Raw genomic sequence first — 23,783 nt, 5'->3', positions numbered from 1 at the left:
CTCCCGCGCGTTCACCAGCCTGAGAGGGCGTAATGTACAGAAGATACGTCTCTCTTGGTCAGAATTGTGAGGTAGCCTTCCAGTTCCGGAGGATCTTCGGCACCGACAGTTCAAGTTTCTTCTCCTGGAACGTCACGAATTTCGAAGCCGCAATCCGGCTCATCGACGATGATTTTGAGGGGATCTTGCAGGAGTGCAACCTCGAACGGCACGCCGACGGCCGCATGGTGCGGGACAAGGGCTATGATTACTTGTTCCACTCGCCATTCGCGACCCCGGAGCCGCGCGACGATCCCGATTTCGCGGCGACGTTGACGCGCTGGCGGGAACGCACGCTGCACCTGGTCGCGAAATTTCGCGAGGCGTACCGCGCTCCGTGGCGGACCGCCTACTTCTACGTGACGGACCAGGCGGCGTGCCGCTCCCGGGCGGTCCGGCTGCGCGACGCGCTTCGCGCCAGGCATGAGGCGGACAACTTCGTCCTGGTGCTGCTGCAGGACGAGGGGATGCGGGAGGAGCCGTGGGGCGAACCCTGCCTGGCGAACCATTATCTGCAGCGCCTTGCGCCCTGGCACGATGCCAGCGACGGCCACGTGTCGTCCTATGACCGCGCCTTCCGCGCCCACCCGTTCGACGGCGCCGTCGCCTACGCGGGCTACTGATCCACCGCGACTCGGAAGGGATCGACCCCGGGCGGGCCGCGCTCCCGGGAACCTCGGCCCCGGTGGGCCGCGGCGGCCGGACTGGCCTGGACGAGGCCTTCGTCACACGGTGCCTCCGGACCGCGGTCGCGGTTGCGCGCCTTCGGCGCTTCCGCGATCGCCCGCAACAGGCCATCTGTTCACCGCGCGAACGGCATCGTCTCCGCCGCAACAGACATCCCGAGGACCGATCTCATGAGATGCGACATCGTCGTCGTGCTGTACGAAGCAGAGCTCGCCCTGGCCCTCCTGCAGGCAGAATCGATCGCAAAATTCATCGATCCGGCCTCGGTGGACAGGATCATATACTGCATCAACGACGAGGATCCGCGAACCACCAGCGATTTTATTTATAGCAAAATATATCCATTGCTCGAAAAGGTCGGGATACGGACTTGCATGCTTTTCAGAGAGCACTTTACACTTAAGACGGGCAATGGATATTGCCTGCAACAGATTCAGAAGCTTGAAACAGCGTTTAGAGTGCAGACTGATTTTTATGTGGCGATCGACACGAAAAACTTCCTTGTCAAAAATTTCAGCCTGTCGGATTTGTTCGTCGGCTCTTATCCGGCGACATTCCTCGAATCCTACGAGGAAAACGACTTCAGACGATACATGAAAAGCATGTACCTCGCCTACTGGTCTGTCCCGGATCCGCACACCGATATTCATCTGCCGGCCATGGCGACACCGTTCGTTTTCGAAGCGGACCTCGTGCGCGGCATGATCGCCGAGATCGAGAGGCGGGAGCGGACCTCCTTCGGACCGTTCTTTGAGAGGAATTTCGGCGCGAGCGGCGGCTACTCCGAATTTCTCTTGTACTCAGCCTACTTGTACAGCCAGCGGCAGCGCGCGGGCCGATCCCGGAGCTTCTCGCTCACGAGTTGGGGCGACACCCCCGTCGCTCCCGAAGAGATTCACGTCCTCGTCGACACGGCGAGGAACAATCCGGACTGGAAGATGTGCGGCATCCACAAGGCCCGCCTCGGGCCGGATCCGCAGCGGACCCTGGATGAGATCCGAGCAGCGATCGGCCTCTGATCCGGGATCCGCTCGATCAAAGCGGATCCCGGATCACAAGCCTGCGCGGCGCCTGAGCGCGGCGCCTGAGCGAAGCCGACATCCGCATGGCCGATATGGAAGATGGCGAAGCCATCAATCGGATGTCGGATGTCGCGCTGCGCGTCGCGGGCAGGGCGGACGCGGTCGGCCCGCCCGCCGCGGCAGCGCGGCGCGGACGGCCGCAGGCCGGCATCATTGCAACGGCGCCGAGGAGACGAGCCGCCCCTGATCGTTGCACCACATTCTCAGCGATCCGTCGTCCGAGCGTTTCACCATCGCGCAATAGCCGTCCTGGATGTCGCTGGGCGTCGGGGACCTGTCCGACACGAGGGGCCGCTGCCGGACGGGCCCGTCGGAGATGACGCCGCCGACCGCCAGGAGCGAGCCATCCTGCTGCCCCACGACCGAGACGCGCCGAAGGTCGGAGACCACGTTCTCGCCACGGACGCTGCCGGCGGCGAACAGGGTGTCTCGGATCTCGACGAAGAGCGGACCGGGATCCATGAACTTCAGGTTGTAGGAAATCTGGCTCTGCGCATCGAGTTTGTGCGGCTTCGAGGCGAACCTGACATTCTGAAGCGTCAAAGCCGTGCCGCGACCGCTGACTTCGATGTCCGCGTGGAGGCCGCGAGCGGAGCGGGAGTTGCCGCCGAAGGCGGTGCCACCACTCAGGAGCACGCGTCGCCCGAGCGACGTGCTGTCGGCGGTGAACTGCATGCCTCCTTTGGCATTGTAGTCGATGCTCCCACCAACGACTTTGAGATCGGTCGAGTAGGCGACGATGCCGTAGCCCCCGGTCGAGGCGTAGATATTCGGATTGAGGAGGAACATCTGCCCGTCGCCCGAGGACCGCATGTTCCCGGCCGCATTCGTAGCCCAATCGCAATCGAGAAAGCGCCAATCAACCGTCGAATTTGTATCGGTTCCCCATCCTCCATTGTTCGAAAACGTCGAACGACTGGCTTCGAGAAAGCCCTGGAACGGTCCGGAAGCGATGCCCGAACCTGGCAGGTTGTAGAACACCATGTCGTCAAGTCGAAGCCAGGGCGTGAAAACACCGGCCTGACTTCGGACCAGCTCAAGGCCGTGGGCCGAAGCAGGCCCGCTATGGCCATCTTGGCTGGTCAGTCGAAAATGAGACAGGCTCACGTTGCCCTGCGGGAATCCGTACTTGTTGGAGAAATCGACGCCCTTGGCGTCGAATGTGAGGAGCGCTTTGCCGGATTTCGCCTTCAGGTAGAGGGTCGTGGAATGCGATCCCGCGCCTCGGACGTCGATCTGGCCCGATATCGTGAGCGGAGCCGTCAAGCAGTTGCCCGTCGGGAGCAGCAGGCGCTTGCCCGCTCCCTGGGCCGCCGACGTCTGCGCGGCGTCGATCGCCGCCTGCAGGGCCGCGGTATCGTCCGTGCCCGACCGGTTGCCGGCATCGTAGTCGCACTTCGCGCCGTAGTCCTTGGCATTGATCTCGTCGGCGAATCGATCCCTCAGCTGTCGCCGCGCGAGCGCTCCGGCGGGCTGGACGGATTTCTCCGACACGTCATCCGGCCCACTCGACAGGAGGGGCGGGAGTCCCTGCTGTTCAGCGAGAACCTGGGAGCACGAGAGCAGGAGGGATGCGAGGGTTGCTATTCTCAGCATGTGTGAGGATTCCGCCGGTTCAGCGATGGAAGGGTGGAGCGCGCTCCAGGTCAGCAGGAAAGTTCCGTGACGGAGGCGCGCCGAGTCCCGAGCGCTTCCGCGCCGCGCGGGCGCGGCGCTGACGGCATCCGCGCGCGCCGACCGTCCGCCACGACTGTGTCGCACCCGTCGGCGACCGGCTCGCGCCGACGGCTCCCCCGCTCGCCGCATCGCCCCCGGCGCGGCCAGGTCGGCGTGCGGCCCCGATGGCGATACGAGCGGCCGCGGGACCGGGCTCCTGCGCGCGGGTGCCGAACCGGCTCGCGGAGCGAGCCCGACACGACGCGCCCCCCGCCGGGTCGAGAGGCCGAGGCCCCGTCAAATCCCCTCAGGACATCCAGTCCGACAGCCCCCTACAGCGCGCCCAAGCGCGCATAGGCATCATAGACGCGAAAGTAAGTCTCGATGAGCCCTTGCCAATCGTAGTTCCGTGGTGTCGCGGTCTCCCCGATCGTTTCAGGTTCGAGCGAGATCTCGCGGCCGCGGATCGTGTCACTTTCCTGAATCGAGCCGCCATATCTCTGAAAAAAGCCGGACATGACGGGAATTTGAATGCTGTCGAGTGTGTACGGAAACGTACCTAGCCGATCGGAGCTTGGATTATTCAGGCCGGCGGCCCGCATCATTCGCCTTAGAAGCTCGAACAGGACCTCGTCACGAGGGTGATTTGGCGTAAAGAACAACTTCTGCTCGCGAAAACGCTCCGCGATGAAGTCGCTCATTTTGATGTCCAGGCCCTCCTCCCGGCTCTCAAGCTCGGCCAGCGAGGCCCCGGCCGGGTCATCCGCGAAGAGCGGGCCATCGGGACTGGTGATATCGGCCACGATGGCCTGCACCGGTCGCCCGTTCTGCCAGCCCTCGCGAATAATCGGCAGATGATAATCGCTGAGCGGACCCGTGATCTTGCCGCGCGACGTGTATATATAGCCAATCGTTGGAAAATAACCTTCAAAATAGACGTTAGGCCAAGAAAAACAGCGCTCGCGCATCACCGCTTTCAATCTGCTGGTCCGCAAGAACGCGACGCCGTAATCTTCGGCAATTCTCTGGCAGAAAAGTATGTCGCAACGATTGGCCTGCGTTAAAACACGGTCTTCATCCTGTTCCGTATATAGCCAAACCGGTGAAAATTCCACAAATTCAACATCCGCCCCCAAATGTCGCGACAGGGCGTCCAATGTTTGCGCCTGGCAATTTCCAAGAAAACCAATTCGCGCCGCCATAACTCACCCCCGCGTCCACCTTCGTATTAATGATTCCGATAGCAGTTACGACGAAAGCGGCAATTCGCCCACTGTCGTGCGGTCAGACGGCGAGGTGCGCAGGCTCTCGTGCCCGTCGGCCCGGCCCGGGGCGCCCACGGCGGCTCCCCTCGACCCGCGGTTCCGTGGCCGACGACGAACCGCTGAGGGTGCATTCTGTCCAATCTCACCTCGTCCGTGCGGACGGCGATGAGGACGGATCCATAGCTCAGCTTCCGGCACCTTCCAACGCAGGTCTGGCGGCTCCTCGGCCGATGACACGAATGGCACACGCAAACGGATGTCGCAACGCATCGTCCCCGCGGGAGGCGGAGCGCGCAACTCGGTCCGACGACGGCGTTCGCGGATCGAGGACGGGGGCTCGGCCGGGTCGGACGACGCGGCCGGATCAGCCCGCCGGGCCGAGGCACGGCCCCTCCCTGCTCTCGCGCCGGCCTCGACCCGACGCGTCGCCCGGGGCGGGCGCCGTGTCCGAACGCTCCCGCCCCTTGCCGAATGCCGCTCCCGACCCGCGCAACCGCGCGACGGGGCCGGCGCGCACCAACTTCCAGGCGAGTGCCGGCACCCGCACCTCCGCCGCGCGCGACCGCAGGCCCCGGCTGAGGTTGCCAAAGCGGAGTGTTGGACGTATGAAGCTGCCCGATCCGGGGCCGTCCCGAGACTCGGGCCAATGGTTCGAGCGCTTTTGATTGAGCTTCTTTGCAAGCAACGAAGCTAACCGGCCGTTCGGCGAGCCGGGTGGCATCTCGCCACTGCAATTGTTGGATGACCGGATGTCGCGCTACTCCATTCTGATCCTCGGCGGCAGCCACATGTTTCCTATGAAGCATGCAGTTGACCGAGCTGGCCCCGAATCGACGAAGAACGAGTACATCTTCAAGCCGATCGCGGACTTCAGGCCCGACGCGCGGATCGTCGACCCCATCGACGGTGGATGGACCGACTACACGCTCAATGCCGATCTCGACGCGTGGATGGCACAGGGGATCCACGCGGACCGGCTGGCACTGACGATTTCCGGCAGCGATTACCTGTCCCTGTGCATCAGCAACAGGCCCGTGCACTTCGATGTCACACTGCCCGAACAGCCGGATCTGGAGGAAATCGAGGGCGCGCTGATGATCCCGCATGCGGAGATCATGCGCAAGATGCGGGCCGAAATCAGGCACATCGTGCTCGGTGTGGAGCTGATCCGTGCACGGTGTTCGGTGCCGATCACTTATCTCGAGTCACCGCCGCCGATCGAGGACAACGATCACATCATTGCGCATGCGGGCTGGGCGGCGGGCGGCATCCAGGCCTGGGGCGTCTCGCGTCCCATCTTGCGCTACAAGCTGTGGCGGATCCACTCGCGCGTCGTCGCGGACGCCTGCCTCGCCAACGGCATCGAGTTCCTGCCGTTGCCGCCCGAGGTGCTGAACGAGCGGGGCTATATGTCGGAGAAGGCGATCGCCAACGACGTCATGCACGCCAATGAATGGTTCGGCTCACGCATGGCTGCCCAACTCGACGCGGTGTACGGCTCAGCCCAATGACCCATCCCTACCGGACCGCCCCCGATCACAGTTTCTGGCACCGCGCGGTCGTGGAGGTCGACAACGTCGACCCGGTCGTCGCCCCGAGCTTCACGATCGATCGCTTCTCTCGCGTGGCCACCGCCGGGAGCTGCTTTGCCCAGCATATCGCCCGCTATCTGCAGGACGTCGGCATTCCGCGCTACACGACCGAGGAGTGCCACCCGGAGGTCGGTGCCTATGCAACCGATTTTCACTATCACCAGTACACGGCCCGTTACGGCAACGTCTACACGGCACGGCAGCTCTACCAGCTTTTCCTGCGCGCCCATGGGCAATTCGCGCCGCTTGAGAGCGCTTGGCCGACGGAGCGCGGCTTCGCCGATCCATTCCGTCCCGGCATCCCGGAAGGCTTCGCCAGCCGCCGCGAACTCGAGCGCGACGTGGCCAAGCACCTCGCCGCCGTCCGTCGCATGTTCGAGGAACTCGACGTCCTGATATTCACGCTCGGGCTGACGGAATCCTGGGTCTCACTGCTCGACGGGAGCGTGTTCCCGTCCTGCCCCGGAACGATCGCCGGGACGTTCGAGCCAGCCAAGTACCGCTTTCACAATTTCACGATGCGCGAGGTCGTCGACGACCTCACGGGCTTCATCGCCGCGCTCAGGAGCGTGAACAAGCGAGCCAAGGTGTTGCTCACGGTCTCCCCGGTTCCACTCGTCGCGACGGCGAACGGCGGCCACGTGCTGACCGCCACCACCTACTCGAAATCGGTTCTTCGCGTGGCCGCGGAGGAGGTGGCCGCCGCACATGCCGAGGTGGATTACTTCCCGTCATACGAGATCATCATGGGGCCGCAGGCCCGCGGACGCTTCTTCGCTCAAGACCTGCGAACGGTGACGGAGGAGGGCGTGGCGACGGTGATGAACCTGTTCAGGAGGCACTACCTCGGCAGCATGCACAGCTTCCGGTCGCCCGTGCCGGCAGCGGCCCTCTCCCGCCCGCTCCCGAGCCCGTCCGCCGCATCCCCGGCCGCCGCGCCCGGCGACACGGAGGCGGCCCGCCGGCAGCTCGAGCTCATCTGCGAGGAAATGGCGAACGACGACAGGGCAAGGGCATGAGGGTGGCCTGACCGGCCGGCCCGGCCGCGCCGGAGACCCGTGAGCACGAGCGCACAACGCTGACCACGATCGAGGGGGGTCAGCCCGGTCGAGCGGCCCGCGCTTGCGCCCGATGCAGGCCCTGCAGCCCCTCGGCGCAGCCCCTGGGCGACGGGCCGCGGGCGCCGTCGCGGCTCCGGCCGGTTTCTCGGAGCGGTGCCGCCCGGGTCCTGGGGCCGTCCAGGGTGGCGGCCTCGTGCGCCGACCGGATCGCGGCGCGCGAGCCGGGTAGCCGCGAGTGCATCCCGCCGGCCGGCCGCGAACCGCGCGCGGCGGGGCGCACGCCGTGCGGGCCGGTCCCGCGGCCGCGCTCCGAACGTCGATCCCTCGGCGAGCCGTCGCCGGTCCGATGACGGATTCCCCGATCCCTTGACACCTCCTCAGGTCGTCATATAGCCGGTCCGCACTGGTGTGCCTGGGGCGAATGCGGCGGCGACGCGGCAGATGAGTTGCGCACCCGCTCTCTTGACAAGTGCTGTTCCGTTGGAGACTCGCTGATGTTAAGCTTGAATGAAATCGGTCTCAAGCATGGAACAGACAAGGCCAGCAATGTTCACGATTATCTGAATTTCTATGAAAAGAGACTTGCTCACTTAAGAGAGGAGTCTTTCACCCTGTTCGAGATCGGGGTCTATCAGGGCGCCTCGGTTCGAATGTGGGAGGAGTTTTTCCCGAACGCGACGATCGTTGGCCTCGACATCAATCCGGCGACCCAGGCGGCGGAAGCGGGTCGGATCAAAATGCGCATCGGCGATCAGTCAAGTGTGAAGTTTTTGTTCAGCGTTATCAACGAATTCGGACCTCCTCGCATCGTGATCGACGACGGTTCGCATCGCTGGGATCACCAAATTCAAACATTGAACATCCTGCTGCCTTTCGTCCCGGCCGGCGGACGCTACATCGTCGAGGACATTCACACCAGCTCCGATCATATGAAAAAAGATTATCAGGGTTTTTCGCAGGTAAGCGGATTCGAGTATCTGAGCCGTCTGTCCCATCTGATCTGCACGCACGACGTTGCCGGCCCTTCCGAGATCTTCGACAACTTTTTGTATAGCCATTACCAAGAGATTGAGTCGGTGGAGTTCGCCCGTCGCACCGCAATCATCAACAAGAAGAGCTTCTGAGGCCCCGGAGTGACGCGCCGCCGCCGAGGCGGCGGCGCTTCTGGGCCCGCTGCGGCTCCCGGACGGTCGAAGCAACTCCTCGGGTCCAGAAGAGCAAGAGCGGACGGTAATGGAAGATGTGAACCTTGCCGCGTCTCGACGCGAGTCGCTCGATCAGATCGGACTTCGTCTCGGCACTCTTCGGGCGTCCAACGTTCACGACTATCTGCGGCGCTACGAAGCATTATTGCGCCCGAAACTTTCGCGCCCGATCAAGATTCTCGATCTATCGTTGTTGGAGATCACCGGCGCGCGCGCGCTGGCGGAGTTCATCGAAACAGGATTGATCGTCGTCAGCGTCGGTCCGGAGCGCGAGATCCCGGACCTCGAGCTCGCCGATCATCCGCGCCTCCTCCTGACGCGCGGCGATTGCCGCGATCCGGCTTACCTCTGCAGCCTTCACGCGTACGGCCCGTTCGACCTCATTCTGGAGAACGACCGGCACGTGGTCGAGGATCAGCTGATCGCACTGGAATACCTGTTCCCCGCGTTGGCGCCGGGCGGATCCTTCGTCTTCGAGAGCGCGTTCGCCTCGACAGCGGAAACGCCGCGCCTGAGCGAGGCGGGGATCACGGGCATCATCGACGTCGCGCGAGACCTCGGGACCAGCTTGACGGCCAGAGAGCCGAGGATCCGGCAGTTCGACGACGAGATCGTCACGAAGGCGCTCGATGCCGTGATCTTCGAGAGGTCGAACATCACCCTGAGGCGCACCGACAAGCCGAAGAACGCGCCGGTGATCCTGCACGCCAAACCGTTCGCGGAGATCGGCGACGGCGTCGTGGAAGCGCTCGAGAGCAAGCCGTACACGCGCACGGACCCGGTTGTCCAAACCCGGCTGGCTTGGATGACCGAGCGGCTGCTGGAGCGCGTCGGAAAGGTCGAGCATCCCCCGGCGGGCCAGATCGGCACCGTGAGCAACGCCATCATCTTCGGCGAAGGCATCATCGTCGATCGCGCCGGCCGCCTGGTGGTCGAGAGCTTGATGAACGAGCGGGACGTTCCGCGTCTTCCCTACATCAAGAAGCTGCACGGCGACCGCTACGCGATGCTGGACCACGATCAGGTCGAGCATCTGAGCGGCGAGAACATCGTTGCCGTCAAGCAGCGCTGGGATACCAATTACGGCCATTGGCTTGTCGAAACCCTGCCCAGGGTCGGCCTGCTGGCGGAGCGCATGCCGCTGGACAGCTGCAAGCTGCTCATCACCGCTTGGTCGGACGCAATGGCGAGCGTGATGCGGCAGTCGCTCGTCCTATGTGGCGCGACGAACGAAAACATCCTCCAGGTGTCTGGCGCCCCCCTGTCGGTCGACAAACTGATCTATGTGACGCCGATCTCCAGCCATCCATTTGTTTTCCACCCTTACTCGGCGAGATTTTTGCGGTCGCTCGCCGTCAAGCACATGGAGCGCATCGGGGTGTCCGGCGCCCAGCCGACCAAGGTGTACGTCTCTCGAAACAAGGGAAATTCGCGCCGCATCGTCAACGAGGACGAGATCGCTGCGATCCTCACGTCGCGTGGATACAGGATCGTTTATCCTGAGAATCACACTTTCTATGAGCAACTCGAGATTTTCGCGAATTGTACGCATATCGTGGGAAACCTCGGTGCCGCGTTGACGAACGTTGCCTTCGCACGCGACGGAGTCGGCCTTCTTGCGCTCGCCTCGGAGTTCATGCCGGACGATTTCTTCTGGGATCTCACCAGTCAGCGCGGGGGGAGGTATTTCTCCATTCACGGCACAGCGGTGGAGAAACACGATGAAGGTCATCGATCGGAAATGAATGCTTGGTTCGTGCTGGATATCCCGAATTTTGTCGAGATGCTCGACCGGTTCGAAGCCGAAGTTGCTTGAAGCGGTTGGAGCGCGCGTCGCGCATTCGGCGGCTCTGCCACGATCGGCGCGGCGGGACCGCGTCGGGGCAGAGAGCTCGCGACCCCGCGGTTGAGTGGCCCGAGCGGGTTGGTTTGGGACAGCCCGGTCCGGCGCGCGGCCGCGAAGCCCGATGAGGCCGGCGCCGCCTGCCTCGCTGAACGGACCGCCGTCGAGAAGGTCTCGGATTCCGAGGGGCCGACGTCGAGCCCGGGACGCCGTCCGATCGTGGCAGGTCACGATGAGAGGCGCCGCAGGGTTTCCCGCTTCTGCTCAACCATAACCGGCAGCAATACGGCCGGGCCAGCCGGCCGTGAGTCGCTCGCCCATGGACCCGCCCCCGCGACGTCGGGGATCGCCTCGTGGCCTTTGTGGCGCGCCTCACCGGAGCTGCCGGTACCCCTTGCCTCCGCCCATGGCCAGGAGGGGCAGGGTCATGGCCTGTTGCCAGCACCAAGCGCTGACCAGCAGGGGCCATGCAAGAGGCACCAGAGAAGCGCCGATCATCACGGTGAAATCGGACGCCAGCTCGTGGCCGGGCGGCTTAGCTTCCACGACCGGCGGTCGCTGATGCTTGATGAGAACGTCATTGAGCGCCTCGCCCATCAGATCTCGAAACGGTACATTGAGATCCTGCGCCAGCTGACTCAACTCCGACCAGCCGGCACGATTCAGATGAATCTGCGCGCCATCCCGCTCCGATGAGAACTTGTCAGGATCCGCTGCGAGACTTTCACAACTCCGGTCGACCACGGGGCCCTGCCGGAGTTCCGTCGCGGAGACCCCCACGATCGGCTGCGGCTTCGAGCCCTTCTCCGGTGAAAGGCCCATCAACGAGGGACGCGTTGGCTTTGCCATGGGGGATGACGCCTCAAGCGTGGCGGGGAAAGGAGCGGGCGAGCTCGGACACGGTCGACCACACCGCGGCGATCTCCGCCGCCGCGCGGCCGTCCGGATCGTACTCGTCGACGGACTGGCCGGAGATGAGGGCATGCGACAGGCTCGCCCGTTGGGAGACCTGCCCCGGGAGAACAGGCGCTCCCATGTTGGTCAGGACGGCGCGCGTCTCCGCCACGGCGCTCGTCTGCCGCTCTCCGCGTCCGGGTGGTGGAGCCGCGTTGATCACGCAGGCCATCGGTGCTTTGAGGCTGCGCGCCATCGCGAGCGTCGCGCCGACCGCGTCGAGATCGAACGGGCCGGGTCGCACCGGGATCAGCGTCAGCGTTGCCCGGCTCATGAGAGCAGAGACCAGGGAGGTATTATGAGGTGGGCTGTCGATCACGGCCCAGCGAATGCCCTCGCGGCGAGCTGTGCAGAGAACCTCCGGTACGGCCTGTGCACTGGCGCGGGTCAGGCGTAGCGTTCCGGCCGATCGTCGCCCGTGCCACATGGAGAGGGAGCCCTGCGGATCGGTATCGACGAGGAGCACTCTACCGTCACGCTCGGCGAGGGCGCTCAGATGCACGGCAAGCGTGCTCTTGCCAGCCCCGCCCTTCTGAGCTGCGATTAGGATCACATGCACAGCCGCTCTCCCGAGGAGCTCTCAGCATTCATGAGAACTGCATTGCTGGAAGGCTAAGTTCACGTACAGTCTATTCTGACCCATGGGAACGTATCATGGGGTCGGTGCTAAATGCAGGCGCCGATGTGCCGTTCGCGCTAAACTCGGCTTCATACTGTGCGAGCGCATAGTTAATGGACGATTAACGTCGGAAACTAACATGGTAGGCTTGCAGGCGTGACAGTAGAGTGCCGTCGAGCGGCCTACCGCAAACTTGGATGCAGATCGCCGAAGGGGCGCAGGGCAGCGGGAATTGCGGCCCGTCACGCGGCAGCGGAGCCGGTGAAGACCCGGGAACACAGCCGATACGACATCCGACGGATTGCTTCGCCATCTCCGATTTCGGCCATGCGGATGTCGGCTTCGCTCAGGCGCCGCGCACAGGCGCCACGCAGGCGCGTGATCCGCTTCGATCAAGCGGATCCCGGATCAATCGCGGGCTGCTCCTGTGCCCGCCAGCCGGCTTGACGGGCCGTCACTGGTCAACTACTGGTATGACCAACGTCATATAACGATGCGACGGGATGGAAATTGCTCGCCCCAATGAGGGTCGGTCCGGCTTCGAAGTCGTCTTCGCGTTCCTGCGCGAGCGGCTGCTGGCCGGTGCCCTGCGCCCCGGCGATCGCTTGATCCCGGAGCGCGAACTGGCCGCTCAGCTGGGCGTCAGTCGACCGATCGTCCGCGAGGCGCTGCGCGCACTCACCGCGCTCGGCATCGTGGAAATCCGGGAGCGCATGGGGACCATCGTCCGCAAGCCAGACGTCACCGTCCTCAACGACTTCTTCGCCTTCGCGCTCGCCCAGCAGGACGGGCTCGCGGACGACGTCATGCAGGCGCGCATCGCCGTCGAATGCCAATCGATCCGGCTCGCGTGTCAGAACGCGACCGTCTCGGACCTCGAGCGCCTGCAGCGGGCGCTGCAGCGAATCGTCGAGACCATCGACGACCCCGAGGCAGGCGGCGCGGCCGACTACGCCTTTCATCGCGCGATCGTGGCCGCAGGAGGCTCCAGCACCCTCGGCGTGCTGCACGACTCCATGGCGCATGTCCTGATGCGCTCGCACGTCGACCGGCGCCGCCTCGTGCAGGTCGTCGAACCCATGCGGTCCTACCTCATTGAGGACCACCGCCGGATCTTCGACGCCATCGCCGCCCGAGACCCGGCGCGGGCGGACGCGGTTCTGCGCGAGCACTTCGCGATCGGGGACGGCTTGCGACGGCAGGCAGCACTGGCCGCCTCCGCGCACGTGAGCGCCGCGAGGGCCGGCTGAAGGGGGGACGCGGACGTGAGGGAGAACGACAAGGCGGGCTGCGTCGGCTTCATCGGGCTCGGCACGATGGGGCGCGAGATGGTCCGCAACCTGCTCAAGGCCGGCCACGCCGTGCAGGCCTACGACGTGCGTGCCGAGGCCGTGGCGGAGCTCGCGAGCGACGGAGCCGTCACGGCGACGAGCCCGGCCGACGCGGCGCGGGGCGCGGACCTCGCGATCACCATGCTGCCCGACACGCCTCACGTCGAGGCGGTGGTCTACGGGGAGCAGGGCCTTCTCAAGGCCCCCCCGGCCGGTCGACTGATCGTCGATATGAGCACGATCTCGCCCGTCGCCGTCCGGCGCATGGCGGCGGATCTCGCGGCGGTCGGCATCGCCTTCCTCGACGCGCCGGTCTCCGGCGGCCCGGTGGGCGCGAAGAACGCGGCTCTCTCGATCATGGTCGGCGGCGAGGCCGAAGCCTTCGCGAGGGCCGGGCGGTTCTTCCGCGCCATGGGCACCACGATCACCCACGTCGGGAACGCCGGTGCGGGCCAAGCGGTCAAGCTGTGCAACCAGCTCATCTGCGGCATCAACATCCAGGCGATCTGCGAGGCGCTGGCGCTCGCGCGCGCGTCGGGCGTCGATCTCGAACAGCTGCGGCACGTGCTGCTCGGCGGCTCCGCGGCCTCCTGGATGCTCGACCGGCTCGGGCCTCAGATGATCGCGGGCGATGCCTCCGCGGGCTTCCGCATCGACCTCATGCTCAAAGACCTGCGCCTCGTCCTCGAGCAAGCCGGTGCCCTCGACGTGCCCCTGCCGGCGACCGCGCTCGTGACGAGCCAGTACGTGGAGGCGCGCGCCCACGGCGAGGGCGCGAACGGCAACCAGGCGCTGTTCCGCGTCTACGACCGCATGACCGGTCGGGCGGCAGGCTGAGGCACGGGATCGCGGCCGGTGTCCCTCGACCTCGACTTCGGCGCCGTCCTCGAACGGTGGCCGAGCTTCCTCGACGGTGCGCTGCTCACCCTTGAACTCTCCGGCATTGCGACGGCAGTCGGCGGCGCGCTCGGCGGGATCACGGCGATCGGCCGCAGGAGCCGGCACGCGGCATTGCGCCGCCTCTGCGAGGTCTACGTCGAAGCGATCCGCAACACGCCGCTCCTCGTCCAGATCTTCCTCGTCTACTTCGGCCTCGCGAGTCTCGGCTTCCGCTTCTCGGCCCTAACCGTCGCCGCGCTCGCACTCACCATCAACGTCGGTGCCTACACCACCGAGATCGTGCGCGCCGGGCTCGACGCGATCCCCCGCGGCCAGATCGAGGCGGCGGAGGGTCTCGCCCTGTCGCGCGCGCAGATCTATCGGCACGTCGTGCTGCTACCCGCGATCGAGCGGGTCTATCCCTCGCTCACGAGCCAGTTCGTGCTCCTGATGCTCGCCTCCTCCGTGACCTCGCAGATCTCCGCCGAGGAGCTGACGGCGGTGGCGAACTACATCCAGTCCGACACGTACCGGGCCTTCGAGACCTACATCGTGGTGGCGCTGATCTACGTCGCGCTCTCCTTCATCATGCGTGCGGGCTTCTGGGGGCTGGGTCTCGTCCTGTTCCCGCGGCGGCGACGCCTCGGTACCCCGCTGTGAGGTGCTGAGATGTCCGGCTCCCTCAACGCGAACCACCTGCTCTTCCTCGGCCAGGGTGCGCTCTGGACGATCGGATTGTCGCTCATCGCCCTCGTCGGCGGCGGCGCGCTCGGCTTCGTCATCGCCCTGTGCCGCATCTCGGCTCTGCGCGCGGTGCGCTTCGCCAGCGGCGCCTACGTCCAGCTCATCCAAGGCACGCCGCTCCTCGTCATCATGTTCCTGACCTTCTTCGGCCTGCCGCCGCTGGGTCTGAGGGTGTCGCCGCTCACCGCGGCCGGCGCCTCGCTGACGATCTACGTCGGGGCCTACCTCGGCGAGATCTGGCGCGGTGCCATCCAGTCCGTGCCGCGCCCGCAATGGGAAGCGGCCGAGGGACTCGCCCTCTCGCGCGCCCAGCGCATGACGAAGGTCATCCTGCCCCAGGCCGTGCGCATCGCGACCCCGCCAACCGTCGGCTTCATGGTGCAGATTGTGAAGAACACCTCGCTCGCCTCAGTGGTCGGCTTCGTCGAATTGGCTCGCGCGGGCCAGATCATCAATAATTCCCTGTTCGAACCCTTTCTGATCTACGCAATCATCGCGGCCGTGTACTTCGCCATGTGCTTTCCCCTGTCGCGGCTCAGCCAGCGCCTCGAGAGGCGAGGCGCGCGCGGCCGCACCACCCTGATGCCGGCCTGATGGAGATGCCGCGCGCCATGCCCGATACCCCAGCAGGTCAGACGCCGGCGCCCGTCGTCACCCTGCGCGACGTCCACAAGAGCTTCGGCACCCTCAAGGTGCTCGACGGCGTCTCGTTCGAGGTGCCGCGCGGTACGGTGACGGCGATCATCGGCCGCTCGGGTTCGGGCAAGTCGACGGCGCTGCGCTGCATCGACCGCTTCGAAACCATCGATCGCGGCGAGATCCGCGTCTGCGGTCATCGCGTCGACGATCCCGGCCTCGATCTCCGGGCGCTGCGCCAGGACGTCGGCATCGTCTTCCAGAGCTACAACCTGTTCCCGCACCTCACCATCGAGGAGAACATCACCCTCGCACCAACTTCGGTGAAGGGCACACCGCGCGCGGAGGCCCGCGCGCTCGCTGCCGAGGTGCTCGCGCGGGTCGGCCTCGCTGACAAGCTGCAGGCCTATCCGGAGCAGCTGTCCGGTGGGCAGCAGCAGCGAGCCGCGATCGCCCGCTCGCTCGCCATGCAGCCGAAGGTCATGCTGTTCGATGAGGTGACCTCAGCTCTCGATCCGGAGCTCACGGGCGAGGTCCTCAAGGTCATCGAAGGACTCGCCGCATCCGGGATGACCATGGTCATGGTCACGCACGAGATGGGGTTCGCGCGCGGCATCGCCGACGAGGTCGTGTTCATGCATCGGGGGCGCGTTCACGAGCGGGGTCCCGCCACGATCCTCGCATCGCCGACGACCCCGGAGCTCATGCAGTTCGTGGGCTCCGGTCTGTGAGCCAACACTCAGAACCACGGAGGGAGACGATCATGAGACGCCCGATCCTCGCCGCGCTGCTCGCGGCTACCGCGTTCGTTGCGATGCCATTCGCGGCGCATGCCGACCTTCTCGACGACGTGCTGAGTGCCAAGAAGATCCGCGTCGCCACCGATCTCGCGATACCGCCATCCGGCATGATCGACGCGAATCTGAAGCCGACCGGCTCGGACGTCGAAACCGCACAGCTCCTCGCCAAGGACCTCGGCCTCGAACTCGAATTCGTGCAGACGACGGGGGCGACCCGCATCCCGAACGTGCAGACGAACAAGGCGGATCTGATCATCTCCACGCTCTCCGTCACGCCCGAGCGCGCGAAGGTGATCGACTTCACCAAGCCCTACGCGGCGCTGCAATCCGTGGTCGGCTGCCTCAAGTCGGTCGAGGCAAAGAGCTGGCCCGACCTGAAGGGCAAGACGATCGCGGTCTCGCGCGGCACGACGCAGGACACCACGCTCACCAACATGAAGGATCGCGACCTCCGGCTGGCGCGCTACGACGATGATGCGACGATGGTCACGGCGGCGGTGTCGGGGCAGGCGGATTGCATCGCCACCTCGGCCACGATCGTCAACCAGATCGGCGTGAAGAACCCGTCGCGCGTCTACGAGCCAAAGGTGCCGATTACGACGTTCGACCTCGCGATGGGCGTGCGCAAGGGTGAGCCCCGGTTCGTCGAAAAGCTCAACGCGTGGATCGAGACGAACCTGAAGAACGGCAAGCTCAACGCGATCTACAAGAAGTTCCACGGCTCGGAGCTGCCGCCCGAGATGCGCGGCTCGTGAAGCGCGACAACCGCCACGCTTTTCCGATCGCGGCGGCAATCCCGCCGCGGTCAGCAATCAACGGAGCGAAGTGACATGCGACTCGTGATCGGATCGGACCACGCCGGCTGGATGCTCAAGGGAGCGGTGATCGACCACGTGCGCTCGCTGGGCCATGAGCTCATCGACGTCGGCTCGTTCGACGAGCATCCCGTCGACTTCCCCGACATCGCGCGCGAGGTCGCCCGCAAGGTGACCTCCGGCGAGGCTGACCGCGGCCTGATGGTCTGCGGGACCGGCGTCGGCGCCTCGATCGCGGCGAACAAGATGAAGGGCATCCGGGCCGCCGTGTGCCACGACGTCCACTCCGCGCATCAGTGCGTCGAGCACGACGACGTCAACGTGATGTGCATCGGCGCCCAGATCGTGGGGCCTTGGCTCGCCAAGGACCTGATCGCCGCCTATCTCACGGCCGAGTTCTCCACCGACGCGGATTTCCGCCGTCGGGTCGAGAAGTTGCACGCCATGGACGCGGAAGGTTGACGCGCGCGGAGGACGCATCGGTGATCCTCGTGTTCGGCTCGATCAACGTCGATCTCGTCGCGCGCGTCGCCGCGATCCCCCGCCCTGGGGAGACGGTGCTGGCGCCGCGCTACGCGACGCTGTTTGGTGGCAAGGGGGCGAACCAAGCGGTGGCTGCCGCGCGCGTCTCGGAGCCGGGGCGGGTCGCCATGATCGGGTGCGTCGGCGACGATCCCTTCGGCCGGATGTGCCGCGAAAACTTGGCCGCGAACGGCGTGGCCGTCGCGTGTGTCGCTCAAGGCGCGGAGCCGACGGGGTGCGCCTTCATCACGGTCGATGCGGCCGCCGAGAACGCGATTACGGTGGCGAGCGGAGCCAACGCGGCCCTGACCGCCTCCGCCCTGCCCGAGGCGATGCTGGTGCCCGGCGCGACGCTCGTCCTCCAGATGGAAGTTCCCGTCGCGGCCTCGCTATCCGCCGCGCAACGGGTCCGCGCCGTGGGAGGGCGCGTCATCTGGAACCTCGCACCCGTGCCGGAAACCCTGTCTCCCGTCGAATTGCGCGCGCTTCTCGCGGCGACGGACGTGCTCGTCGTGAACGAGCACGAGGCGCGCGCAGCGAGCCGACTGCTCGGGCCGCCGGATGGCGCACTGAGCCAAGGCGCCCTGAGCCAAGCGGCCGCCACGCTCGCGCTCGCTGGACCGCTCACCTGTGTGGTGACCGCGGGAGCCGAGGGAGCACTGGCGGTCGAGCCGGGTGGCTCGCACCATGCCGCGGCTGCCGTAGCAGTCCGGCCGGTCGACACGACGGGGGCGGGCGACACCTTCGTCGGCATTCTGGCCGCAGGCCTCGACGAGGGACGGACCCTGCACACGGCGATGGCCCGAGCGTGTCGCGGCGCGTCGCTCGCGTGTCTGACGGAAGGTGCACAGGCTGGCATGCCGACCTCAGACCAGTTGCAGCCGTAGCGATCCGGACGCGCGTGTCTCGATGCAGCTCTCCCAGGCGAAGGATGAGACCTGTGCGCGAGGCGCTCGAAACACGGCGTCTTGCGCCTTCCTTCTCTGAAAAGATACCGGGAATGATGGCTCCCCAGAGTCGCGCACTGGTCTCACCGATGCGGAACGGCGACGGCGAAGCCGGCCAGGGCGCGGTCCATGGCTTGCGTGCAGACGCGCGGCAGAACGAGGGCGACGTCCTCACCCATGGCGGGCCGCACGGCCTCGAACAGCTAGGCAGAGGCGAAGCGCGTGTCGGCGATCCCGGGCGGGCGCCGCACGAAGGGCCGATCCTGTCGTTCCTGACCAGGGCCTCCGATCGCACGACGACGATGATTGTCCGGGCAGTAAGCTGAGCAATAAGCAGAACTCCTCCATTCATGCCGCCCACCAGCCTGTCATGGTTAACCACTTGTTAACCATCAGGTCTGATCATCAGATCTCTGCGAGGAGTCGGAGATGACGCGATCCCAGAAGCTTCGCCTCAAACGCTGGATCATGCGAGAGATTGATCGAGCTCTACCAAAAGCACAAATAGACCCTTCTCAGTACGCCCGCATGGCTGCTCCTGAAGGCTCGACTTGTGGTTTAAGCGAACCTGGTCGGTAACCCACTTGAGGAACGCGCAGGAACGACACTCGCGTCCGCGGCACAAGCACCGGCACTGCCCTGGATCCGCGACACTTGCCCTGCCTGGCGAAGGGAGCGGGGGACGGCCATGGATCGTGTCCCCTGGCGTGGCGTCGCTGCGGCGCGGCCACCACGGTCACCGGTTGGGGCCGGTCTGATCAAGCTGCCGGGGTCGGCAGGTTGACGAGGGGGTCATCGCTGATCGGGGCGATGCGTTCCAGGGAGATGGAGCGGGCGCGCTGGACGGCCCTTCGTCGTTCTGTTCGAGCAGGATTGCGCCGACGAGGCGGGCGATGGCGGCCTCGCTGCGAAAGTGCCGGCCACCTCGGCCCGGCATTTGATCTCGCCGTTGGGGCACGCCAGCGGGTTCGTAACCGGTGTGACGATGGCGGTGCCGCGGTTCGGCCGGGACGCAGGTCCTGGCGTATGGTGCGACCATCCGGGACAGAGGCACCGGGAGCACGAGGTGCGGAGGTCTGGACGCCGGACGCGGCGACCGAGCGGCTGCGCCGGCTCGTGGCGCCGCGCAATCAGGTCTCCGCCATCGCGCGCGGCGCAAAACGAGACCCACGCGATGCGGCACGCCCACCGCGTGCCGCCGTGCCCGCACGCCGATCCGTTCAGTCGGGTCGGCCGGGCTTGGCCGGGGCGGCAGGCGTTGCCCGAGGACGCGCACGCGGCCGTACGGCGGCGGCTGCGCGAACTCGACACGCTGCGCGATGATCGCGCCGTCCTCGACCCGGCGATCGTGGTCCCGTTCCTGATCTACGGGGTGCTCGGCACCTGGGCCTGCCGCCGGACGGGGCACGGCGGGCTCACCAACGCGGTCGCCTTCGCCTGGGACCTCGGGGTCACGTTCCCGCTGCTCGCCGCCTGAGACCCAGGACGTGGCGGCCCGCGGCGGTGCCGGACGGCGTTATGGTGGCGGCGGCAATCGTGGGGGCAATTATGGCTCAAGCGTCCTCCGGCCATCGCGGGCGGCGGGTCTTCCTCGTCGGCGCGACGGGCACGATCGGTCGCGCCACCGCGCGGGCTCTCGCGGCGCGCGGTCACGACGTGGTCTGCTTCGTCAGGCCCCGCCCCGGCCGGTCGCCCGGGTCGGATGCTGCCGTGCGCCTCGGGCTGCCCGCGGGCGCCGCCGTCCGGTTCGGCAACGTGACCGATCCTGCCTCGCTCGCGCATGACGGCCTGCGCGGCGAGCCCTTCGACACGCTGGTCTCGTGCCTGGCCTCGCGCACCGGGCGCCCACGCGACGCCTGGGCGATCGATCACGACGCCCATCTGGCGCTGCTGGCCGCGGCCAGGACGTCCGGCATCGGGCACATGGTCCTGCTCTCGGCGATCTGCGTGCAGAAGCCGCTGCTCGCGTTTCAGCAGGCCAAGCTGGCCTTCGAGCGCGCCCTGATCGCCTCGGGGACCGACTACACGATCGTCAGACCCACCGCCTTCTTCAAGTCGCTCTCCGGGCAGGTCGAGCGCGTCAGGCGGGGCAGGCCGTGGCTGCTGTTCGGCGACGGCGCGCTCACAGCCTGCAAGCCGATCAGCGACGACGATCTCGCCCGCTACCTCGCCGAGTGCGTCGAGGAGCGCGAGCGGCGCAACCGCGTGCTCCCGATCGGCGGACCGGGCGAGGCGATCACGCCCCGGCAGCAGGGCGAGGCGCTGTTCGCCCTGCTCGGCCACTCCCCGCGCTTCCGGCACGTTCCGGTGGTTCTGCTGGACGCCGTTGTCGGCGGGCTGTCCGCGTGCGGCCGCGTGATCCCCTCGCTGGCCGACAAGGCCGAGCTCGCGCGGATCGGGCGCTACTACGCCACGGAGTCGATGCTCGTTCTGGATCCCGCCTCGGGCCGGTACGACGCGGCGGCGACGCCCAGCACCGGGTCCGAGACGCTGTTCGACTACTACGCGCGCCTGCTCCGGGGCGAGGCCGAGGCCGAGCGCGGCGATCACGCCGTGTTCTGACCGCGTCCCCCGGCCCGGCTGCCGGCTCTCGCTCAGGACATGGATCGGCTCCGAAGCGCGCCCGCGGCCAGGCAACCCCTGTTCGACCGCCGAGAACGGAAATCGAGGTGGGCCGTGGCTTCGCTCCTCCGCGCCGCAGCGTCGACATCGCCGGCCGCGCCCGCTCCGCAGAACCGCGAGAGCCTGCAGGCGACGTCGGACGAAACGGGCGCAAACGGGCGAGAGGGACCCCAAGCGGCCCCTCGTGAGGCGGGTCGGGAGTGTCCGGATCCGAGAGTTGTCCGGACACCTGTTCTCCCGGCACCGATCCCCTGGCGTCAGGTTCCCTGCAGGGCCGCTTTCACCTTGGCCGGCGAGAACGGCACTGACCGCAGCCGAGCGCCCGTCGCGTCGAAGATCGCGTTCGAGATCGCCGCCGGCACGATCGCTGCGGACGGCTCGCCCGCGCCCCACGGCTTCTCGGTCGGCCGATCGATCAAGTCGGCCACCACCTGCGGCACGTCCGGGAAGCTGAGGATCGGGTAGCTCGCCCAGTCCAGACTCGTGACGGCGCTCCGGTCGAAGGTGATCTCCTCCATCAGCACTCGGCTCACCGTCTGAATGACGTTGCCGTCGAGCTGGTTGCGCACACCGTCCGGGTTGATGATCTGACCGCAATCCTGGGCCACGAAGAAGCGCGGCACCCGCACCTGACCCGTCTTGCGGTCGACCTCGACCTCGGCCACGCCCGCCACGTAGGTGCGGTTGAGCTCGTAGCGCACGTAGGAGAGCCCGCGGCCGCGCAACACCTCGGCCTTGGCGTCCTCCTTCGCAGGCGAGGGCCGCGCCTGCCAGCCGGCCAGCTCGGCCACGCGCCTGAGCACCGCGATGCCGCGGGGGTCCTTCAGGGCGCGCAACCGGTAGTCCAGCGGATCGGCGCCGGCCGCCGCCGCGCACTCGTCCAGAAAGGCCTCGTTGGCGAAGGTGTTCTGCATCCGCCCCGGCGTGCGGATCCAGGAGGGGCGGAACGGCGTGTCGGCGAGCCGGTGACACACCGTGCGCACGTTCGGAAAGCCGTAGGGCAGCGCCGAGTTCTGAATGACGTTGCCCGGCGCCATCGTGGTCTCGTGCGGCAGGCCCGCCAGGGTCGCGGCCACCAGCGGCACATTGCCGGCAGCCCCTTCCGGCACGTGGAACTGTGAGGACCACGCGGCAACGTTGCCCGCCGCGTCGAGCCCGGCCTTGAGATCGATCAGGGTCGGCGGACCTTTGGGATCCCAGCCATGCTCGTCCGCCCGCGACCATTGCACCCGCACCGGCCGGCCGACGGCCCGCGCGAGCAGCGCCGCGTCCCCGGCCGCGTCCTCGTGCCCGTTGCGGCCGTAGCAGCCCGAACCCTCGACGTAGATGCAGCGCACCGCCTCCGGCGCGAGCCCGGTCATCGCTGCGAGTTGCATGCGCAGCGCATGCGTCATCTGCGAGGCGGTCCAGCAGGTCAGCAACCCTTCCTTGAACTCGGCCACGGCGCAGGAGGGGCCGATCGAGCCGTGCGTGTGGATGGCAAAGTCGTAGGTCGCCTGGAGCACCTTGGACGCGCTGGCGAGCGCAGCCTCCGCGTCGCCCGTGCTGCTGGTGACGTCGTCCTTGGTCACTTTCGTGGCGCGCACGTGCTCCCAGAGCCGATCCTGCGCGGGCAGGCCCTCCCAGGCGGACCACGTGGCCTTGAGCTGACGGGCTGCTTTGATGGCCGCCCACTCGCGTTCCGCGACGACGGCCAGGAAGCTGCCCCGGCGCACGACCTCGATCAGCCCCGGGATGTCCGCCACGGAGCCGTCATCGACGCCCTCGAGCGTCGCCCCGATCGCCGGCGGACGGACCACGCGGGCGTGCACCATGCCGGGCACGCGGAAATCCTGCATGTAGGTGAAGCGGCCGGTCATCTTCTCGGGGATGTCGAGCCGCGGCACCGACTTGCCGACGAGCGCGAAGTGCGCCGGGTCCTTCGTGGTGATGGCCGGGTCGACTTTGGTCTCGAAGCGCCCGTCCCTCAGGAGGTCCGCGTAGGAGACGCCGGTGCCCCCCGCCTTCGGCCTCACACCGCCGTTCTCGGTCACGAGCGCGTCGACCGGTGCACCGAGCCGCTCGCTCGCGAGTTGGACGAGGCGAGCGCGGGCGGTGGCCGCAGCGTGCCGGATCTCGACGCCGCCCTTCTGGATCGAGAGGCTGCCGTAGGTTGGTCCCTGGTCGGGGGTGAGCGCGGTATCGCCCTGCACGACGGTGACGTGGTCGAGCGGCAGGTCGAGCTCCTCGGCGGCGATCTGCGCCATCGCGGTCTCGATCCCGGTGCCGAGATCGACCTTGCCGGAGAAGATCGTCGCCCGACCGTCGCGCCCGAGTGCCAGGAAGCTGTCGACCTGGTCCGGCGCGATGGCTTTCGAGAAGCCATTCGTAGCGACCGAGGCAGCGGTCTGCGCCAGCGCGGAGCGGCCCGCGAGGGAGAAGCCGACCACGAGCGCGCCACCCTGCAACAGGGCACGGCGCGAGAACACGGGTGCGTTCATGACG

22 protein-coding genes and 1 pseudogene are annotated in these 23,783 nt (G+C 66.7%); 17 read left to right on the top strand and 6 right to left on the bottom strand.

Going from position 1 to position 23,783, the window contains the following annotated elements; translation table 11 throughout:
* Positions 1-32: 32 nt before the first annotated feature.
* Together MET2598_RS0108090 and MET2598_RS0108085 are read left to right on the top strand one after the other, a co-directional pair.
* Entirely contained in the window at positions 33-662 is a 630-nt protein-coding gene (locus MET2598_RS0108090) for a DUF1796 family putative cysteine peptidase (protein WP_018260474.1), read from the top strand.
* 132 nt (positions 663-794) lie between these two features.
* The gene (locus tag MET2598_RS0108085; RefSeq protein WP_150108667.1) at positions 795-1,745 is read left to right on the top strand and encodes a DUF6492 family protein; all 951 of its coding nucleotides are present in this window, start codon (positions 795-797) and stop codon (positions 1,743-1,745) included.
* A gap of 213 nt (positions 1,746-1,958) precedes the next feature.
* Here MET2598_RS0108085 and MET2598_RS0108080 read toward each other — a convergent pair whose 3' ends face one another.
* Complete coding sequence (locus tag MET2598_RS0108080) at positions 1,959-3,302, bottom strand: glycosyl hydrolase family 28-related protein (protein WP_236728683.1); 1,344 nt, start codon at positions 3,300-3,302, stop codon at positions 1,959-1,961.
* Between the two features lie 494 nt (positions 3,303-3,796).
* A complete protein-coding gene (locus MET2598_RS0108075; RefSeq protein ID WP_198293006.1) occupies positions 3,797-4,666 on the bottom strand; it encodes a WcbI family polysaccharide biosynthesis putative acetyltransferase in 870 nt (289 codons plus the stop codon).
* Positions 4,667-5,394: 728 nt separating this feature from the next.
* On the opposite strand from MET2598_RS0108075, the gene MET2598_RS0108070 reads away from it, so the two are divergent.
* The 4 genes from MET2598_RS0108070 to MET2598_RS0108055 all read left to right on the top strand — a co-directional run bounded on the left by MET2598_RS0108070 (position 5,395) and on the right by MET2598_RS0108055 (position 10,403).
* The gene (locus tag MET2598_RS0108070) at positions 5,395-6,240 is read left to right on the top strand and encodes a hypothetical protein (RefSeq protein ID WP_236728682.1); all 846 of its coding nucleotides are present in this window, start codon (positions 5,395-5,397) and stop codon (positions 6,238-6,240) included.
* Positions 6,237-7,340 (top strand): GSCFA domain-containing protein, encoded by a 1,104-nt coding sequence (locus MET2598_RS0108065; protein ID WP_018260471.1) that lies wholly within the window; start codon positions 6,237-6,239, stop codon positions 7,338-7,340. The genes MET2598_RS0108070 and MET2598_RS0108065 overlap by 4 nt, the downstream gene beginning before the upstream one ends.
* Positions 7,341-7,876: 536 nt before the next feature.
* On the top strand, positions 7,877-8,506 hold the full coding sequence (locus MET2598_RS0108060) for a class I SAM-dependent methyltransferase (RefSeq protein ID WP_012332930.1): 630 nt from the start codon (positions 7,877-7,879) through the stop codon (positions 8,504-8,506).
* A 109-nt stretch (positions 8,507-8,615) separates the two neighbouring features.
* A complete protein-coding gene (locus tag MET2598_RS0108055) occupies positions 8,616-10,403 on the top strand; it encodes a glycosyltransferase family 61 protein (protein WP_012332931.1) in 1,788 nt (595 codons plus the stop codon).
* Positions 10,404-10,802: 399 nt separating this feature from the next.
* On the opposite strand, the gene MET2598_RS42670 is transcribed toward MET2598_RS0108055, so the two are convergent.
* Together MET2598_RS42670 and MET2598_RS0108045 are read right to left on the bottom strand one after the other, a co-directional pair.
* Positions 10,803-11,279, bottom strand: coding sequence for a hypothetical protein (locus MET2598_RS42670; protein WP_236728681.1), 477 nt, complete (start codon positions 11,277-11,279; stop codon positions 10,803-10,805).
* A gap of 13 nt (positions 11,280-11,292) precedes the next feature.
* Positions 11,293-11,937, bottom strand: coding sequence for a ParA family protein (locus tag MET2598_RS0108045; protein ID WP_269083039.1), 645 nt, complete (start codon positions 11,935-11,937; stop codon positions 11,293-11,295).
* Between the two features lie 569 nt (positions 11,938-12,506).
* Between MET2598_RS0108045 and MET2598_RS0108040 the strand changes: the two genes are divergently transcribed.
* From MET2598_RS0108040 to MET2598_RS36135, 9 genes are all read left to right on the top strand, one after another.
* Complete coding sequence (locus MET2598_RS0108040) at positions 12,507-13,253, top strand: FadR/GntR family transcriptional regulator (RefSeq protein ID WP_012332934.1); 747 nt, start codon at positions 12,507-12,509, stop codon at positions 13,251-13,253.
* Between the two features lie 15 nt (positions 13,254-13,268).
* Entirely contained in the window at positions 13,269-14,171 is a 903-nt protein-coding gene (locus MET2598_RS0108035; protein WP_018260468.1) for an NAD(P)-dependent oxidoreductase, read from the top strand.
* Between the two features lie 18 nt (positions 14,172-14,189).
* On the top strand, positions 14,190-14,873 hold the full coding sequence (locus MET2598_RS0108030) for an amino acid ABC transporter permease (protein ID WP_012332936.1): 684 nt from the start codon (positions 14,190-14,192) through the stop codon (positions 14,871-14,873).
* 9 nt (positions 14,874-14,882) lie between these two features.
* Positions 14,883-15,551: an amino acid ABC transporter permease gene (locus tag MET2598_RS0108025; protein WP_012332937.1), complete on the top strand. Its 669-nt coding sequence runs from the start codon at positions 14,883-14,885 to the stop codon at positions 15,549-15,551.
* Positions 15,551-16,324 (top strand): amino acid ABC transporter ATP-binding protein, encoded by a 774-nt coding sequence (locus MET2598_RS0108020; protein ID WP_012332938.1) that lies wholly within the window; start codon positions 15,551-15,553, stop codon positions 16,322-16,324. Before MET2598_RS0108025 ends, MET2598_RS0108020 begins: the two co-directional genes overlap by 1 nt.
* 83 nt (positions 16,325-16,407) lie before the next feature.
* Complete coding sequence (locus MET2598_RS0108015; RefSeq protein ID WP_085984610.1) at positions 16,408-17,148, top strand: transporter substrate-binding domain-containing protein; 741 nt, start codon at positions 16,408-16,410, stop codon at positions 17,146-17,148.
* A 75-nt stretch (positions 17,149-17,223) separates the two neighbouring features.
* On the top strand, positions 17,224-17,670 hold the full coding sequence (rpiB, locus tag MET2598_RS0108010; RefSeq protein ID WP_012332940.1) for a ribose 5-phosphate isomerase B: 447 nt from the start codon (positions 17,224-17,226) through the stop codon (positions 17,668-17,670).
* Between the two features lie 20 nt (positions 17,671-17,690).
* A complete protein-coding gene (locus tag MET2598_RS0108005) occupies positions 17,691-18,617 on the top strand; it encodes a ribokinase (protein ID WP_018260466.1) in 927 nt (308 codons plus the stop codon).
* Positions 18,618-18,670: 53 nt separating this feature from the next.
* Positions 18,671-19,003 (top strand): hypothetical protein, encoded by a 333-nt coding sequence (locus MET2598_RS36135; RefSeq protein WP_157182103.1) that lies wholly within the window; start codon positions 18,671-18,673, stop codon positions 19,001-19,003.
* 432 nt (positions 19,004-19,435) lie between these two features.
* Here MET2598_RS36135 and MET2598_RS40835 read toward each other — a convergent pair.
* A pseudogene (locus MET2598_RS40835) lies at positions 19,436-19,649 on the bottom strand (IS256 family transposase); the annotation flags it as partial.
* A gap of 202 nt (positions 19,650-19,851) precedes the next feature.
* Here MET2598_RS40835 and MET2598_RS42665 point away from each other — a divergent pair.
* Together MET2598_RS42665 and MET2598_RS0107990 are read left to right on the top strand one after the other, a co-directional pair.
* The gene (locus tag MET2598_RS42665; protein ID WP_018260464.1) at positions 19,852-20,154 is read left to right on the top strand and encodes a hypothetical protein; all 303 of its coding nucleotides are present in this window, start codon (positions 19,852-19,854) and stop codon (positions 20,152-20,154) included.
* A 71-nt stretch (positions 20,155-20,225) separates the two neighbouring features.
* Positions 20,226-21,239: an NAD(P)H-binding protein gene (locus tag MET2598_RS0107990; protein ID WP_026190588.1), complete on the top strand. Its 1,014-nt coding sequence runs from the start codon at positions 20,226-20,228 to the stop codon at positions 21,237-21,239.
* 317 nt (positions 21,240-21,556) lie between these two features.
* On the opposite strand, the gene MET2598_RS0107985 is transcribed toward MET2598_RS0107990, so the two are convergent.
* Positions 21,557-23,779 (bottom strand): xanthine dehydrogenase family protein molybdopterin-binding subunit, encoded by a 2,223-nt coding sequence (locus tag MET2598_RS0107985; RefSeq protein ID WP_018260462.1) that lies wholly within the window; start codon positions 23,777-23,779, stop codon positions 21,557-21,559.
* Between the last annotated feature and the right edge of the window lie 4 nt (positions 23,780-23,783).

Origin of the sequence: Methylobacterium sp. WSM2598 (assembly GCF_000379105.1) — a bacterium.
Classification (GTDB): domain Bacteria; phylum Pseudomonadota; class Alphaproteobacteria; order Rhizobiales; family Beijerinckiaceae; genus Methylobacterium.
The sequence above is the reverse complement of the archived record's forward strand: the minus strand, read 5'-3'. Positions and strand labels throughout refer to the sequence as shown.